Source organism: Streptomyces sp. NPDC003247, from assembly GCF_042888135.1.
In the GTDB taxonomy this organism is placed as follows: domain Bacteria; phylum Actinomycetota; class Actinomycetes; order Streptomycetales; family Streptomycetaceae; genus Streptomyces.
In genome coordinates, this window is record NZ_JBIAPF010000001.1 from 304,297 (window position 1) to 318,365 (window position 14,069).

The following is a 14,069-nucleotide window of genomic DNA, read 5'->3' on the forward strand; positions in this document are numbered from 1 at the left end:
CGACGGACAACCGCTGCCCGTCCTTCCATGATGACGACGACGCCATCAGGAGCCATCTTCATGAGCTGGGAACAGCCGTCGACGAGGCGGTGGGTGGCACCGTACAGCGCTTGAGCGAGGCTGGTGCAGAACACCTCCCCGGCGCTGACGGGCGGCCGGATCGGGTCGTGTCCCCCGTCGTGCACTCGGCGGGACGCCATCCCGGATCGCGCTCGGCAATGTGCCAGGCGAACCAGGTTGCGGATCCTTCGACAGGTCGACATACCGCCGGGGCCCTGCGGCCGGTGAGGAACGGGGGCCGCCCGCCCCCGGTTTTCCCGTTTCTCGGGGCGGAGGCATCGTCGTATCGTTTCCGGCACTGGTGTTCGACAGAGATGACGGGGAGAGACGGGGATGACCGAACAGGGCGACGGGGAGCGGGAGTTCGACCTCAGATGGGCGGACGACGCCGAGCACAAGGAGCCCTCCGCGCGGACGCGGATGCTGGCCGCGCGGTGGAGGGAGACCCCGCCGCGGCCGCAGCCCTTCCGGGCCGGTCCCGATCCGGTGGCGCCCCGGCGGTCGTCGTGGGTGTCGACGGCGATCGTCCTGGGGTGCGTGGCCGCGGTGATCCTGCTGCTGGGGTACGCGCAGCTGCGGGCGCCGTACTAGAAGACTCATGAAGATCTGGCGTGTTTCGAGAGTCCCGCCTGCCCGGCGACGCCTGGCACGCACGCTCGCCGCGTTGTCGGGGTCGCCCCGACACACCCAGTATCGGGGCGACCCTCCGCCTTGCGATCGCACGCACCAGACGCCGCCGGGCCCGCCCTACGGGCGGACGACGCTACTTTCGAAACACGCCTCAGGGCCTGCCGTTCGGGTCACGCCGCAGAGGCGGGGCAGGTTCTGCTCGCACCGCGGGAAGGGCCCCGGGGGCGCGGTGCTCCCGCCGGTGTCACGTACGGGCCGGCCCCCGGTTCATGAGAACCGGGGGCCGGCCTGGTCACTTTCCGCGCTCGCGCTCCTGGCGGCGGGACTCCAGGGGGCGTTCGCGGCGGTAGCGGCGCTCCCACTTGGCCTGCTGGTCGCGGCGGGCGCGGTAGGCCTTGTAGGTGGTCGGCGCGGGGCTCGCGGCGGGGCCGGGCGCGGGCGCCGAGGCGGCGACGCGGCCGTAGCGCACGTACAGGCAGAGCACGGCGACCGCGGCGAGCCAGTAGAGGTGGTTCCCGAAACCCAGGACCACCAGGACGGCGGTCCCGGAGAGGACGACGGTGCCCATGGGGTGCCTCCTTCCTGGGCGGGATACGGCTGTACCGGGTGGGATCGCGGGGTGGGGTGGTGTTCCCAGCGTAGGGAGGCGGTCACTCGAGGTGCACCTTCTTTTCCCCGGACCTAGAGTCGGCTGAAGCGATACATATCGCCTCCATACGGGCATTAGGGGTGTGCTGGATGAGCAATCTCTTCGTCTTCGCCTACGACGACCTCGCCACCGCCGGCCAGGTGCGCGACAAGCTGTTCGAGCTGTCCAAGCAGCATCTGGTCGAACTGGAGGACGCGGTCGTCGTCGAGCGGCGCGACGACGGGAAGATCAAGCTGCACCAGGCGGTGAACCACACGGCGGTCGGCGCCGCGGGCGGTGCCGTGTGGGGCGGGGTGATCGGGCTGCTCTTCCTGGCGCCGCTGCTGGGCGCGGCGGTGGGTGCGGCCGCCGGTGCGGCCGGGGGTTCGTTCACCGACACCGGCATCAACGACTCCTTCATGCGGGACCTCAGTCAGAACCTGCGTCCGGGCGCCGCCGCCCTGTTCGTCCTGGTCAAGCACGCGGCCGGCGACAAGGTGATCCCGCAGATCGCGCCGTTCGGCGGACAGCTGGTGCAGACCTCGCTCAGCCAGGCCGAGGAGGAGCACCTGCGCGAGGCGATCAAGGCGGCGCAGGCGGCCCGGGCGGCGTAAGTGCCGTGAGTGAATGGGGAGATGAGCCAGCTCTCCCCTTTCACGCGCGTGTACGACGGTGAACGCCTCAGCGGTGTGTACGGCGACGGCGGCGGTGGCCCGGGAGCGGCCACCGCCGTCGTGCTGCACGGCGCCGGCGACAGCAGCAGCGGACGGCTGCTGCCGCTGCTCGCCGAGTTCACCGCGCACGGCTGCCACGCCCTCGCCCTCGACTTCCTCGGGCACGGTGACAGCGGCGGTGAGCTGCGGGAGTCGAGCCTGCGGCGGCGGTTCGAGCAGGCCGTGGCGGTGATCGACGCGTACGCGCCCACCGGTCCGCTGGTGCTGGTCGGGTTCAGCATGGGCGGGCAGACGGTGGCGGACCTCGCCGCGCTCCCCCGGCTCTCGGCCGCGCCCGAGCCGCACGGCGGCCCCGAGCCGCACGGCGGCCCCGAGCCACACGGCGGCCCTGAGCCACACGGCGCCCCCGTCGGGCCGCGGGTGGCCGCGCTGGGGCTGTGCGCGCCGGCGGTGTACGCGGCCGCGGCCTGGGACGTGCCGTTCGGGGACGGCGACGGCGAGTTCAGCGCGATCATCCGTACGCCCGGGAGCTGGCGGGACGCGCCCGCGCTGGAGGCGCTGCGCGCGTACGAGGGGCGGGCGGTGCTGGCCGTGCCGGGCACGGACGCGGTGATCCCGCCCGAGGTGACGGAGGGCGTGCAGGACGCGCTGTCGGCCCGGGCGCAGTTCACGCGCCTGGAACTGCCGGACGCGGACCACCGGTTGGGCCTGTGGCTGCGCGACCACGCCGAGGACCGGCGGGCGTTCGTGAGCGCACTGCTGACCGGCCTCGGCGACAAGGGCTGGACCGCGACCCGTTCCTGGCTGGCCGGGCGGCTGCCGGAGGGCCGGGTGGTCAGGGAGATCCGCCGGCTGCGCGGCGGCTGGAGCTCGCAGATGCGCCGGCTGACCCTGGACGACGGGACGGACCTGGTGCTGCGGACCTTCGTGAAGCCGTTCTTCCGTCGGCACGCGCCGGGGCTGCTGGCCCGTGAGGCGTCCGTGCTGGCGCTGCTCGCCGGGCAGGAGGGCGTCCCGGCCGCGCGGCTCGTCGCCGTCGACTCGACCGGCGAACACTGCGACCATCCCAGCCTGTTGATGTCCGCGCTCCCCGGACGGGTGCGGGTCGACGAGGGCGAGCCGGCCGGTCTGGAGCGCCGTCTGGACCTGCTGGCGGCCCAGCTCGTACGGATCCACGACGTCGTGCCGGACGAGCGTCCTCGCCCCTACCAGGCGTGGACGTCAGCGGATCGGGTGCGGACGGCGCCGGGCGCGCCGTGGGAGCGGGCGGTGGCCGTGCTCCGCCGTGAACCCCCCGCCTACGAGGGCTGTTTCCTGCACCGGGACTTCCACCCCGGGAACGTGCTGTTCGACGACGGCGAGGGCGAGAACCCTCCCGCCGACGGCCACGGCGAGGGCGGCCGACTCTGCGTCACGGGCGTCGTCGACTGGGTGGAGACGTCCTGGGGCCCCGCCGACCTGGACGTCGCCCACTGCTCAACGGCACTGGCACTGCTGCACGGCCCGGAGTACGGCCTCTCCTTCCGTGAGCGCTACAAGGCGCACGGCGGCCGGCGCCTCGCCGACGGCCCCGACCACCTGTACTGGCGGCTGCTGGACGCGCTGGCCTACGCACCCGACGCGGCGAAGCTCGCCGGGCCCTGGCGGGAACTGGGCCGCGGCGACCTGACGGACGAGGTGCTGCGCGCCCGGCTGGAGGCATATGTGGCGGGCCTGCTGGAAGCGTACGCCTGAGCCGGTCCGCACGCTCGGACCGGCCAGGACCTGCGTCCTGTCGGGCGGCAGGCGCCGGGTGCCGTGCGTGGGCACGGCACCCGGCGCCCCGCTCACCTCGATTACCGCATCAGCGCGCGCACCATGTGGCACGTCGAGTCCGACGGCGGGTGGACGCCGATCAGCCGGGCCGTGCTGCGGATCTTCTCGTTGCGGGCCTGGCGCGGCAGGTAGACGCCCGAGTCGAGGAGGGCGATGGCCAGGCGCATGGCCTTGAGGCGGCGGTTGTGCGTGACGTACCACTCACGCGGGCGGCCGGCCGGCAGCGGCCGCTTCTCCACGGGCACGTACGGCAGGTCGAGTTGGACGGGACGCTTCGCGGTGGACTGGGTCGGCAGCGGCTTCGGCCGGAGTGCGGCAGCGGGCACGGGCATCCTCCTGTCGCGGTCAGGGCCCCGGCCCGGAACCTCCGGCGGAACCCTCGAACACTGCTTCAATTCTACTGCCCACCACTGACAAAAGCCCCTGGCCACAAGGGTTTTCGGGGGCGCAGTGACGCATGGGGAGAACGGGTTTCCGGGCACCGCGGAGACGGCCGGATACCGTGAGGGGCATGGAGATCTGGATCAACCGTTCCTCATCAGTGAGCAGGAGTGGCTCTTGGACCCATACCGGCTCAACTGGCGCATTCCGAACGGTTTTGGATGCGCTGGTTGCCCACGTTCCTGCCGCGTCCGGCTTCACACATCGGGTGCGTGGTCCGGGTACGCGGGGGCGGGTTTCCTCACGCCCCTGGTCACGCGGTCCGGTCTGGGCGGTCCGATGCCCACGACGATCACTCTGGTCGTCGTGGGGCGGTGCCGTCCGTCGCCGGATCGCGTGCCCGAGGGCGCGCCTACCGATCGCCACCGAGGCGGCGGCGTGTCGGGAAGTCTTTCTTTTCTTGCTGGTCAGCGGCTTTTGCCAGTGCTCCGCGCCCCACATGGAGGTGTAGGCGGGATCGACGGCGATCACGCTGATACCGGCCTCGGCGCACATCGACAGGAGCCGGGCGCGGAGTCTGCCGGTGGGGATGCCGGAGACGAGCTGCCGGAACTTCTTCTTCCGGCCGTGCTTCTCCCTGGTCGTGGAGTCGGTGAAGTCGAGGTCTTCGATCGCGATGGCCTGCACTCCGCACGTTGTGGCCCAGTGCAGGAGGCGGGTGAGGGCGTGGCGGAGCTGGGCGTCGCGGTGGGTGGCGGTGCCGGTCAGACCGTAGTCGAAGCGGCGCGGGCTGCCGGCGGGGTTGCCGTGCTCGTCCAGCAGCCAGGCGGCCAGGTGGTCGGCGTTGGTGTCCACGCCGATCACGCCCCCGGCCCGCAGCGCATCGAGCGGGATCACGGGCAGGTCTTTACGCGTCCACGACGCATCGAGGTACCAGCGGCCACGGGCCACGTCCAGGTGGATGCGGTAGGCCACGGCCCGGTTCGCGGTGATACGGTCGCGCCACTCTGCGCCCCGGTGAGGGAAGGCGACGCGGGCGGCGAGGACGTACCGGCCGTGCCGGGCATTCGCGTGCTCGGCGAGCGGGGCGGGCAGTTTGACGCTGACCTCGCCGTCGGGGGTGACGCGGATCGTCTCGTTGCCGTGCCGCTTGCCGGACTCGCCGTCAGCGGTCAAGAACCAGCGGGACGCCTCCCACTCGCCGCGCCACTGCTTTGGGGTCTTCTCCGCGGCGGTGAGGTTGTGGCGCTGGTGGAGCAGGCGGCGGCCACCCCGTACGACGGAGACCTTCCCGGCTTCCCGTTCGGCGCGAACGTGCTCGTAGCGGTCTTCGAGGATCGCCAGGCGGCGCGTCTTGGCGAACCACTCGTGCTGGGAGCGGTAGCCGCCGGGCTTGCCCCGGCTGCCTTTCTCCCCGACCGGCAGGGACAGCCGATGCCGGATCATGCGGATACCGGCGTCCAGGGACATCAGGTGCTGGTGCTGGGCACGGCGGGACAGCCCCCACTGGTCGTGGGTGTGGGAGGTGACCGACCCGGCCCAGCGGGACGACGAGGCGGCCGTCAATTCCCGCTTCCGGGCGGCCCAGGTGTCGGTGGAGTGCTCCAGGCCATCCCTGCAACGCCGGGCCAGATCGGCGGAGGCGAGGCGGCCCATGTGCTCGCCGACCAGGCGCAACACCTTCTCGTCCTCGGGCGTGAGGCCCTTGAGCCGGTCGCGGATGCTGACCCCGGTGGGACCGTCGGCAGCGTACGACCGGGCAATCCTGCGCAACGGCTTCCTGGCGGGCTCAGCCATGCTCGGCGGCCTCCAGCGCCTTCCTGGCGCGGCTCTTCGCCGAGCGGCGGCCGTACAGGCGGGCGCAGAACGACGTCAGCACGTCCACGATGTCCTGCACCAGATCATCTTCGACTTCGCCGTCATCCAGCACGACCAAGCGGCGGCCGGTCGCGGACAGGGCGGCCTCAACGAGTTCCACGTTCATGCGGCCGAGCCGGTCTTTGTGCTCGACCACGACCGTGGTCACGGCGAGGTCGGCCAGGAGCCGCTTCGCCTTGGAACGGGCACCGTCCATACCGGAGGCGACCTCCGACTCCACCCGCGCAACGGGACGGCCGGTGGTCGCAGCCCAACGGGTCAGCCGGGCGACCTGGCGCTCAAGGTCGTCCTTCTGGTCGGGGGAGGAGACACGAGCGTACAGGCCCAGGCCGCCGACCACTTCGGGTGCAGCGTTGGCCTCCACATTCACCAGGATCGTGCGCGACCCGACCCGCTGAGCCGGTACCGGCAACGTCCCCTCACGGAACCAGCGATACGCGGTCTGCGGATGCACGCCCTGCCTATTCGCCCACTCCGTCAGATTCACACTCCGACAACGACACTCACTCATGCATGGTTGCGTCCACTCCCACAACCTTGGAGATGGGCAGTTGATCACCCCTCGGCCCGAAGAAGAAGCTCGCCCTGCTGGTGGGCGCCGCGACGGTGGCGGGCGGCGGTGCCCTCGTCATGGCGGCCACCTCGAACGCCGCCCAGTCCCCGCGGACGGCCGCCGAGTCGTCCGTCTGCCAGGGGCTGGCCACCGCCCTCGGCACCAACCAGCGGTTCATCGACGACCAGCGGGCCGCCCCGGACGCGCAGTCCGCGGCCCGGATCGCCAACCGTGAGGCGGTCATCGCGCAGATCGAGGTGCAGCAGAAGGCGTCGGGGTGCGTCGTCGGGGAGTCGGCTCAGGACTTCCAGCCGGCGGCCGCCCAGCCGGCGCAGCCCTCGCAGCCGACCCGGAGCGCCCCCGCCGGAGAGACCGGAGAGACCGGGGACGCCGCGGGGACCGGTGAGACCGGGAACACCGGCGGCACCGGGGACGGCGCCGGGGACACCGGCGCGGTCTCCGGTCAGCAGGTCTGCACCGGCTCCACGGTCACCCTGTCCGGCGAGGCGGGCGCCCCGGCCGCGTCCAGCGACCGGTTCCCGGCCGGGACGCGGCTGAAGGTCACCAACCTGGACAACGGCAAGTCCACGACGGTCGAGGTGACGTCGGTCTCCGGCAGTTGCGTGCTGCTGAACGACGCCGCCTTCGAGCAGGTCCGTGAGCCCGGCAAGTTCCTGATCCGCCGGGCCGTGATCGAGAAGGTGGGGTGAGGCTCAGGACAGGAACTCCGTGAGGTGGCCGCTCAGTGCGGCGGGCGCGGACTGCGGCAGCGCGTGGTGGGAGACGTCCGGGAGGACGACCGTCACGACGTCCCGCAGCACCTCGCCCGCCCGGGACACCACCTCGTCAGCGTCATGGCTCCTGCTGTTCGCGGCCACGAGCAGCAGGACCGGCACGTCCAGGGCCCGCAGCGCCTCGGGCGCCGGACGCGGGCCGGTCACCGGCTTCACGGACGGGAAGCCCGCGCCGGCCTCCTGGAGGCGCAGCCAGTCGGGGTCGAGCGCCGCTCCCCCGGTCTCCCACTCCAGGAAGGCCCGCACCCGGCGCGGGGTGGGCCGCAGCAGCATCGGCAGGGCGTGGAGCAGGTACGCGGCCCGGTATCCGGCGAAGCACCCGGTCGGGTCGAGGAGGACCAGCCGGCGCACCCGGCCGGGTGCGCCGAGGGCGTGGTGCAGGGCGATCCAGGCGCCGTACGAGTGGCCGCCCACGTCGGCCCGCTCCACGCCCAGCCCGGTCAGCACGGCGTCCAGCCAGACGACCAGGTCGGCGGCCGTCCGGGGCCCCGGTCCCCCGTCGGTCCGGCTCCGGCCCGCCGCGCCGGCCAGGTCCACGGCGTACACCCGTCGCCACCGGCCCAGCTCGGCCGCCTGCCGGTACCAGGACGCCGAGGTCGCCCCGCCCCCGCCCGGCAGGAGCACCAGCGGGGGCGCGTCGCGGGGGCCGCAGGCGTTGACGTGGGCGGGCCCGAAGGGCGTGGGGACGGTCACCGCCTCCCGGTCGGCGGGCCACTTGGCCAGGACCCGGTCGTAGGCCGCCCGAAAGGCATCGCCGTCGTACGCGCTCATCGCCGCCTCCCCTATTATCTCGCCGAGCGAGATGTTCGATGAGCGAGATGATAGCCGGAGGGTGCCCTATGCCGACCGAAGGTCCGGAGATGGAGATCGTCCACCTGCTGCGGGCGGTGACGGTCGAGCTCGGCCTGCACAGCGCCCGCTTCGCGAACCGGAACGCGATGCACCCGACCGACGTCCGCGCCCTCATCGCCCTCATGGACGCCCGGCGGGCGGGCGAGGAGACCACCGCGGGGCGGCTGGGCGGCACGCTGGGGCTGAACTCGGCCGGCACGACCTCGGTGATCGACCGGCTGGAGCGCGCCGGGCACGTGCGGCGGGTGCGCGGCCGGGCGGACCGGCGGCAGGTGGTGGTCGAGGTGGACGACCGGGCCGTCGCCCTCGGGCAGGAGTTCTTCGGGCCGCTCATCGGGCGGGCGGTGGAGCTGCTGCGGGGATACGACGAGCGGGAGCTGGCCGCGGTCCGGGGCTTCCTGGAGGGGGTGCACGAGGCGGCGGCCGGGGAGGACTGACCGGCGACTTCTGCCCCGGCGGGCCCTCGTCATTCCCATCGCATACGAGCCGCCGTCCGCGCGCGTTCACCCGCGCGTGCGCGACCGCGAACGGCGACCCCGGGCCGGGTGGACGCCTCACAGCGTGAGACGCGCCACAGAACCACCAGGTAACACGGGGTTCACATTCGAGCAATGACCGGGAAATCGCTGGTTGACAGGCTGCCGAGCAGACAACAGCGGCGCCTCAGTGCCGCAGCGCCGCAGCACCCGCAGTGCGTCAGACACACCCCCGAAGGAAGTGGCCCGTGACCTTCAAGGCTGAGTACATCTGGATCGACGGCACCCAGCCGACGGCGAAGCTCCGTTCCAAGACGAAGATCATCGCAGGCGAGCCCGCCGGCCTCGACGCGCTGCCGATCTGGGGCTTCGACGGGTCCTCCACGAACCAGGCCGAGGGCCACTCCTCGGACCGTGTCCTCAAGCCGGTCTTCACCTGCCCGGACCCGATCCGCGGCGGCAACGACATCCTCGTCCTGTGCGAGGTCCTCAACATCGACATGACGCCGCACGAGTCCAACACCCGTGCCGCGCTCACCGAGGTCGCCGAGAAGTTCGCCGCCCAGGAGCCGATCTTCGGCATCGAGCAGGAGTACACCTTCTTCAAGGACGGCTACCCGCTCGGCTTCCCCAAGGGCGGCTTCCCCGCCCCGCAGGGCGGCTACTACTGCGGTGTCGGCGCCGACGAGATCTTCGGCCGTGACGTCGTCGAGGCGCACCTGGAGAACTGCCTGGAGGCGGGTCTCGCGATCTCCGGCATCAACGCCGAGGTCATGCCCGGCCAGTGGGAGTTCCAGGTCGGTCCGGTCTCCCCGCTGGAGGTCTCCGACCACCTGTGGGTGGCCCGCTGGCTGCTCTACCGCACCGCCGAGGACTTCGGCATCACCGCCACCCTGGACCCCAAGCCGGTCAAGGGCGACTGGAACGGCGCCGGCGCGCACACCAACTTCTCCACCAAGGCGATGCGCGAGACCTACGAGGCGATCATCACCGCCGCCGAGTCGCTCGGTGAGGGCTCCAAGCCGCTCGACCACGTCAAGAACTACGGCGCCGGCATCGACGACCGCCTGACCGGTCTGCACGAGACCGCCCCGTGGAACGAGTACTCCTACGGTGTCTCCAACCGTGGCGCCTCGGTCCGTATCCCGTGGCAGGTCGAGAAGGACGGCAAGGGCTACATCGAGGACCGCCGTCCGAACGCCAACGTCGACCCGTACGTGGTGACCCGCCTGCTGGTGGACACCTGCTGCTCCGCGCTGGAGAAGGCCGGCCAGGTCTGATCCCCAGGGTCCCGTGAAGGGGCGCCCGCCGACTCGGCGGGCGCCCCTTTCGGGTGTCCGGAGGGGCGTCCCTGACGCCGTTCCGCGTCCCCGGAGGGGGTGCCCCGGACGCCGTTCCGCGTCCCCTCGGGGAGCTTCCCCGACACCCTTTCCGGGTACCGGAAGCGACTCCCCTGACGCCTCGTCCGAACATCTCCCACCCCTGCTCCGGGGCGTCCCCGACCCCTCGGAAGCGTCCAAGCAGTGAGAGAACTCTCCTGTCCTGAGCGGGTGTCTGCTTCAATGGGAGCATGGCCAGCTTCCGGAAGTACCTCGCGACGGGTCGCCATGACCTCGAGCCCTTCTGGCCTTCCCGTCAGCACCACGACTTCGACCGTGTGTGTTGCCGCGCGATGAACGCGCCGGCCCTCTAAAGCCCCACCCCGGCCTTCGGCCGGCGCGAACGACGTACGTCCCTCGACGAGCCCGCCCACCCTTCGCGGCCGTCGTGTCCCGTCCGACGAACTCCTCGCGCGAAAGAGCTGACCTTCCATGGCGACCACTCGTTCCCTCTCCGCCGCCCCCCGCACCGCCCCTTCCCCTTCGACCCCGGCCCGCCACCGTCTGCGGGCCGTGGACCGGGACGAGGTGGTGGACGTCGCGGACTTCCTGCCGCCGGGCGCCACCTGGCTGCCCGCTCCCCCGCACACCCTGCCCACCCTTCCGGGACAGCCGCCCATGATCGGCTACCTGGTGCTGGTCCCGGCCGACCAGCAGGCGCCGTTCCCGCCGGTGGCGGTGGTCGACCGGCCCGACGACGAGGCCGCCGACGACCCGGACGACGCCGGCGAACCGCTCGTACGGATCGACACCGTGCAGCGCACCGCCTGGGTCGGCGAGCGTGAACTCGACCTGACGTACCTGGAGTTCGAGCTGCTCGCGCACCTGGTGGGACACCCGCACCGGGTGCACACCCGCGACCAGCTCGTCACCACCGTCTGGGGCTACGGCCACGTGGGCGACGGCCGCACGGTCGACGTCCACATCGCCCGGCTGCGCCGCAAGCTGGGCGCGGGCCACCGCCAGAGCATCCAGACGGTGCGCCGGGTCGGCTACAAGTACATCCCGCCGACCGCCCGCTGATCCCCCGGGCCGGCCTGCACCGCCGGCCGCGGGAGGGACGTCCTCTGCCGACGGCAGAGGACGCTTCCCTCCCCCGCCCCGACCGGGCACAGTCACCGGCATGAGACTTCTGGTGCTGGGCGGTACGGAGTTCGCGGGGCGGGCCGTCGTCGAGGCGGCCCTCGGACGCGGCTGGCAGGTCACGGTTCTCAACCGGGGGCGGCACCCGGCCGTCCCCGGCACCCGGTCGCTGGCCGGCGACCGCACCGCGCCGGACGGGCTCGCCGCCCTCGCCGGGGGCGAGTGGGACGCCGTCGTCGACACCTGGTCGTCGGCCCCGCGCGCGGTGCACGAGGCGGCGCGGCTGCTGCGGGGCCGCGCCGGCCGGTACGTGTACGTGTCGAGCTGCTCGGTCTACACCTGGGCCCCGCCCGCCGGGTACACCGAGGACGCGCCCGTGGTGGAGGGCGCCGAGGCCGACGGCGGGCAGACCGACTACGCGCGCGACAAGCGGGGCGGCGAGCTGGCCGCCGCCGGCGCCTTCGGCGCGGACGGCTCCCTCCTCGTGCGGGCCGGGCTGATCCTCGGCCCGCACGAGAACGTCGGCCGGCTGCCCTGGTGGCTGAACCGGATCGCCCGCGGCGGTCCCGTCCTGGCGCCCGGGCCGCGCGACCTCCCCCTCCAGTACGTCGACGTGCGCGACCTCGCCGAGTGGATCCTCGGGGCGGTCGAGCGCGGGGCGAGCGGACCGTACAACCTGATGAGCCCTCAGGGGCACGCCACCATGGGCGGGCTGCTGGACGCGTGCGTACGGGCCACCGGCTCGGCCGCCGAGCTGCGCTGGGCCGCGCCGCGGGTGATCCTCGACGCGGGCATCGAGCCGTGGACGCAGCTGCCCGTGTGGGTGCCGCCGGGCAGCGACCTGCACGACGCGCTGCACTCCGCGGACGTCTCCCGGGCGGTGGCGGCCGGGCTGTCCTGCCGGCCCGTCGAGGACACCGTCGCCGACACCTGGCGGTGGCTCCGGGGCCTCGGCGGGACGGCGCCGCAGCGGCCCGACCGGACCCGCAAGGGCCTGGCCCCCGAGGTCGAGGCCGCGGTGCTCGCGCAGCTGGACCGCGACCGGTGATCCACCCAACTCCCTTTGTCTGTAGGCCTGTTGCCGCTGTCACCCTGTGCGGGCGTTGGGGCCGAATTGTGCCATGGAACCGTCATCGATTCCCGGGACGGCTGAACACCTCCGGGGCGGCGTGCGTATGGGAGGGAGCCGCTTCACTCCTGTCGGGCGCCTCGATGCTGCCCCGCAAGGAAGTCAGAGGAGTTCCATGGGACGCAACACACGTAAACGCCGTTCGTCGATGGCCACCAAGGCCATAGCCGCATCGGCGGCCCTAGCGCTCGGTGGGGGCGGGCTGATCTGGGCGAACTTCTACGCTTCGGCGCACGAGTCGAAGAACTCGGCGCAGAACCGGACCAAGGCCGCCGCCGCACAGGTGGCGACCATCTCGTGCCCGGACGTCGGGCAGCAGCTGACCGACGTGCCCGACCGGGCGCGCTCGGGTGTCGACAAGGAGCTGGCGAACCTCGACAAGCAGATCACCGAGGCCTACGCCCGGCTCGCCTCGACGCGTCAGGCGCAGGCCCAGGACACCAATTTCGTCCAGAACGCGATCCTCGGCCCGCTCACGGAGAAGCGGTCGGCCACGATCGACCGCATCCGCATCAGCATCCAGCGCGTCGGCGGCCAGGCGCAGAACCTGAGCCAACTCGCCACCTGCACACCCCAGACCGCCGACCCGCAGACCAACGCCGGCAACGGCAACGGCGGCCGGAACGACGGCGGTCAGAACAACGGTGGCCAGAACGGCGGCCAGAACGACGACGACCAGCAGAACGACGACGGCCAGCAGCAGGGCGACGACGGCCAGACGGGCGACGACGGCCAGGATCAGGGCAACGGCGGCCAGGGCGGCAACGGCCCGGTGGCCGCGGACTTCGTGGACATCACCACGGTCCAGTCCAACGCCCAGCTGGGCGTCGGCGCGAACGGTCTCGCCGCGAACGGCCGGTCGGGCTCGCGGGGCACCTTCACCACGAGCTGCGGCACCAACGGCAACGACAACCACAACACGGACAACGTGATCGTCGCCCCCGGTGTCACCAACGGCGCCCACCACCTGCACGACTACGTCGGCAACCAGAACAACGACGCCTTCGCGAGCGACGAGGAGCTGGCGGCCGCCGAGACCAGCTGCCGCAACCAGGGCGACAAGTCGTCGTACTTCTGGCCGGTGCTGCGTCTCCAGGACGGCACGCAGGACTTCGACCAGAACAACGCCGGCGGCGGCACCGAGGGCAACGTCGGCCGGATCCTCCAGCCCGCCCAGGCGCAGCTGACGTTCGTCGGCAACAAGGCGGGCCCGGTCGTCGCGATGCCGACCGCCCTGCGCATCATCACCGGTGACGCCAAGGCCTTCGTCAACGGCACCGCGAACGCCAACGTGAACTGGAGCTGCACCGGCTTCGAGAACAAGGTGCAGCTGAAGGAGCAGTACCCGATCTGCCCCGAGGGCAGCAAGGTGGTCCGCACGGCCAACTTCCAGAGCTGCTGGGACGGCCAGAACATCGACAGCGCCAACCACCGCACCCACGTGGCGTTCGTCCAGGCCGACGGCACCTGCGCCAACGGCTTCCAGGCGATCCCCCAGCTCCAGGTCCGTCTCGTCTACGACGTCCCCGCGCCGACGATCGAGGACGGCCAGGTGGTGAACCCGTACGCGGTGGACACCTTCCCCGAGCAGCTGCACAAGCCGATCACCGACCACAACGACTTCATCAACTTCTTCTCGACGAACCTGATGAACAAGATGGTCAACTGCATCAACACCGGCAAGCGCTGCAAGTGACGGTCTGTCGGGGCGGACCCGGCCCGGCCCGCCCCGACGAC

Annotated in this window: 14 protein-coding genes; 9 read left to right on the forward strand and 5 right to left on the reverse strand. The window is 72.1% G+C overall.

Features of this window, described 5'->3' with window-relative positions; translation table 11 throughout:
• The first annotated feature begins 393 nt into the window (after window positions 1-393).
• Window positions 394-651 (forward strand): hypothetical protein, encoded by a 258-nt coding sequence (locus ACFYWQ_RS01295; RefSeq protein ID WP_389511688.1) that lies wholly within the window; start codon window positions 394-396, stop codon window positions 649-651.
• Window positions 652-982: 331 nt separating this feature from the next.
• On the opposite strand, the gene ACFYWQ_RS01300 is transcribed toward ACFYWQ_RS01295, so the two are convergent.
• Window positions 983-1,258 (reverse strand): hypothetical protein, encoded by a 276-nt coding sequence (locus tag ACFYWQ_RS01300; RefSeq protein ID WP_389511689.1) that lies wholly within the window; start codon window positions 1,256-1,258, stop codon window positions 983-985.
• A gap of 170 nt (window positions 1,259-1,428) precedes the next feature.
• On the opposite strand from ACFYWQ_RS01300, the gene ACFYWQ_RS01305 reads away from it, so the two are divergent.
• Both ACFYWQ_RS01305 and ACFYWQ_RS01310 read left to right on the forward strand, forming a co-directional pair.
• Entirely contained in the window at window positions 1,429-1,932 is a 504-nt protein-coding gene (locus tag ACFYWQ_RS01305; protein WP_389511690.1) for a DUF1269 domain-containing protein, read from the forward strand.
• 21 nt (window positions 1,933-1,953) lie between these two features.
• Complete coding sequence (locus ACFYWQ_RS01310; protein ID WP_389511691.1) at window positions 1,954-3,726, forward strand: alpha/beta fold hydrolase; 1,773 nt, start codon at window positions 1,954-1,956, stop codon at window positions 3,724-3,726.
• A gap of 101 nt (window positions 3,727-3,827) precedes the next feature.
• Here ACFYWQ_RS01310 and ACFYWQ_RS01315 read toward each other — a convergent pair whose 3' ends face one another.
• Genes ACFYWQ_RS01315 through ACFYWQ_RS01325 form a run of 3 tightly spaced genes read right to left on the reverse strand, consistent with a single transcriptional unit; the run spans window position 3,828 to window position 6,553 of the window.
• Window positions 3,828-4,133 carry a hypothetical protein gene (locus ACFYWQ_RS01315; protein ID WP_389511692.1) on the reverse strand — a complete coding sequence of 102 codons (306 nt, stop codon included), beginning with the start codon at window positions 4,131-4,133 and terminating at the stop codon, window positions 3,828-3,830.
• Between the two features lie 19 nt (window positions 4,134-4,152).
• Complete coding sequence (locus ACFYWQ_RS01320) at window positions 4,153-5,985, reverse strand: IS200/IS605 family accessory protein TnpB-related protein (RefSeq protein WP_389511693.1); 1,833 nt, start codon at window positions 5,983-5,985, stop codon at window positions 4,153-4,155.
• Window positions 5,978-6,553 carry an IS607 family transposase gene (locus tag ACFYWQ_RS01325; RefSeq protein WP_389511694.1) on the reverse strand — a complete coding sequence of 192 codons (576 nt, stop codon included), beginning with the start codon at window positions 6,551-6,553 and terminating at the stop codon, window positions 5,978-5,980. Before ACFYWQ_RS01325 ends, ACFYWQ_RS01320 begins: the two co-directional genes overlap by 8 nt.
• 104 nt (window positions 6,554-6,657) lie before the next feature.
• Between ACFYWQ_RS01325 and ACFYWQ_RS01330 the strand changes: the two genes are divergently transcribed.
• Entirely contained in the window at window positions 6,658-7,329 is a 672-nt protein-coding gene (locus tag ACFYWQ_RS01330) for a hypothetical protein (protein WP_389511695.1), read from the forward strand.
• A 3-nt stretch (window positions 7,330-7,332) separates the two neighbouring features.
• Here ACFYWQ_RS01330 and ACFYWQ_RS01335 read toward each other — a convergent pair whose 3' ends face one another.
• Window positions 7,333-8,184 (reverse strand): alpha/beta fold hydrolase, encoded by an 852-nt coding sequence (locus ACFYWQ_RS01335; RefSeq protein ID WP_389511696.1) that lies wholly within the window; start codon window positions 8,182-8,184, stop codon window positions 7,333-7,335.
• A gap of 68 nt (window positions 8,185-8,252) precedes the next feature.
• On the opposite strand from ACFYWQ_RS01335, the gene ACFYWQ_RS01340 reads away from it, so the two are divergent.
• From ACFYWQ_RS01340 to ACFYWQ_RS01360, 5 genes are all read left to right on the forward strand, one after another.
• The gene (locus ACFYWQ_RS01340; RefSeq protein ID WP_389511697.1) at window positions 8,253-8,702 is read left to right on the forward strand and encodes a MarR family winged helix-turn-helix transcriptional regulator; all 450 of its coding nucleotides are present in this window, start codon (window positions 8,253-8,255) and stop codon (window positions 8,700-8,702) included.
• A gap of 287 nt (window positions 8,703-8,989) precedes the next feature.
• Complete coding sequence (glnII, locus tag ACFYWQ_RS01345) at window positions 8,990-10,021, forward strand: glutamine synthetase (protein WP_389511698.1); 1,032 nt, start codon at window positions 8,990-8,992, stop codon at window positions 10,019-10,021.
• Window positions 10,022-10,552: 531 nt separating this feature from the next.
• Window positions 10,553-11,143: a winged helix-turn-helix domain-containing protein gene (locus ACFYWQ_RS01350; protein WP_389511699.1), complete on the forward strand. Its 591-nt coding sequence runs from the start codon at window positions 10,553-10,555 to the stop codon at window positions 11,141-11,143.
• Between the two features lie 100 nt (window positions 11,144-11,243).
• Window positions 11,244-12,251: an NAD-dependent epimerase/dehydratase family protein gene (locus tag ACFYWQ_RS01355; RefSeq protein ID WP_389511700.1), complete on the forward strand. Its 1,008-nt coding sequence runs from the start codon at window positions 11,244-11,246 to the stop codon at window positions 12,249-12,251.
• Between the two features lie 196 nt (window positions 12,252-12,447).
• Complete coding sequence (locus ACFYWQ_RS01360; RefSeq protein WP_389511701.1) at window positions 12,448-14,028, forward strand: DUF1996 domain-containing protein; 1,581 nt, start codon at window positions 12,448-12,450, stop codon at window positions 14,026-14,028.
• The last annotated feature ends 41 nt before the right edge of the window (window positions 14,029-14,069 follow it).

Excerpts from the sequence above, each read along its gene's own strand:
- ACFYWQ_RS01295 (WP_389511688.1), top strand. The coding sequence starts at position 394 with ATGACCGAACAGGGCGACGGGGAGCGGGAGTTCGACCTCAGATGGGCG.
- ACFYWQ_RS01300 (WP_389511689.1), bottom strand. The coding sequence starts at position 1,258 with ATGGGCACCGTCGTCCTCTCCGGGACCGCCGTCCTGGTGGTCCTGGGT.
- ACFYWQ_RS01305 (WP_389511690.1), top strand. The coding sequence starts at position 1,429 with ATGAGCAATCTCTTCGTCTTCGCCTACGACGACCTCGCCACCGCCGGC.
- ACFYWQ_RS01310 (WP_389511691.1), top strand. The coding sequence starts at position 1,954 with ATGAGCCAGCTCTCCCCTTTCACGCGCGTGTACGACGGTGAACGCCTC.
- ACFYWQ_RS01320 (WP_389511693.1), bottom strand. The coding sequence starts at position 5,985 with ATGGCTGAGCCCGCCAGGAAGCCGTTGCGCAGGATTGCCCGGTCGTAC.
- ACFYWQ_RS01335 (WP_389511696.1), bottom strand. The coding sequence starts at position 8,184 with ATGAGCGCGTACGACGGCGATGCCTTTCGGGCGGCCTACGACCGGGTC.
- ACFYWQ_RS01340 (WP_389511697.1), top strand. The coding sequence starts at position 8,253 with ATGCCGACCGAAGGTCCGGAGATGGAGATCGTCCACCTGCTGCGGGCG.
- ACFYWQ_RS01350 (WP_389511699.1), top strand. The coding sequence starts at position 10,553 with ATGGCGACCACTCGTTCCCTCTCCGCCGCCCCCCGCACCGCCCCTTCC.
- ACFYWQ_RS01355 (WP_389511700.1), top strand. The coding sequence starts at position 11,244 with ATGAGACTTCTGGTGCTGGGCGGTACGGAGTTCGCGGGGCGGGCCGTC.
- ACFYWQ_RS01360 (WP_389511701.1), top strand. The coding sequence starts at position 12,448 with ATGGGACGCAACACACGTAAACGCCGTTCGTCGATGGCCACCAAGGCC.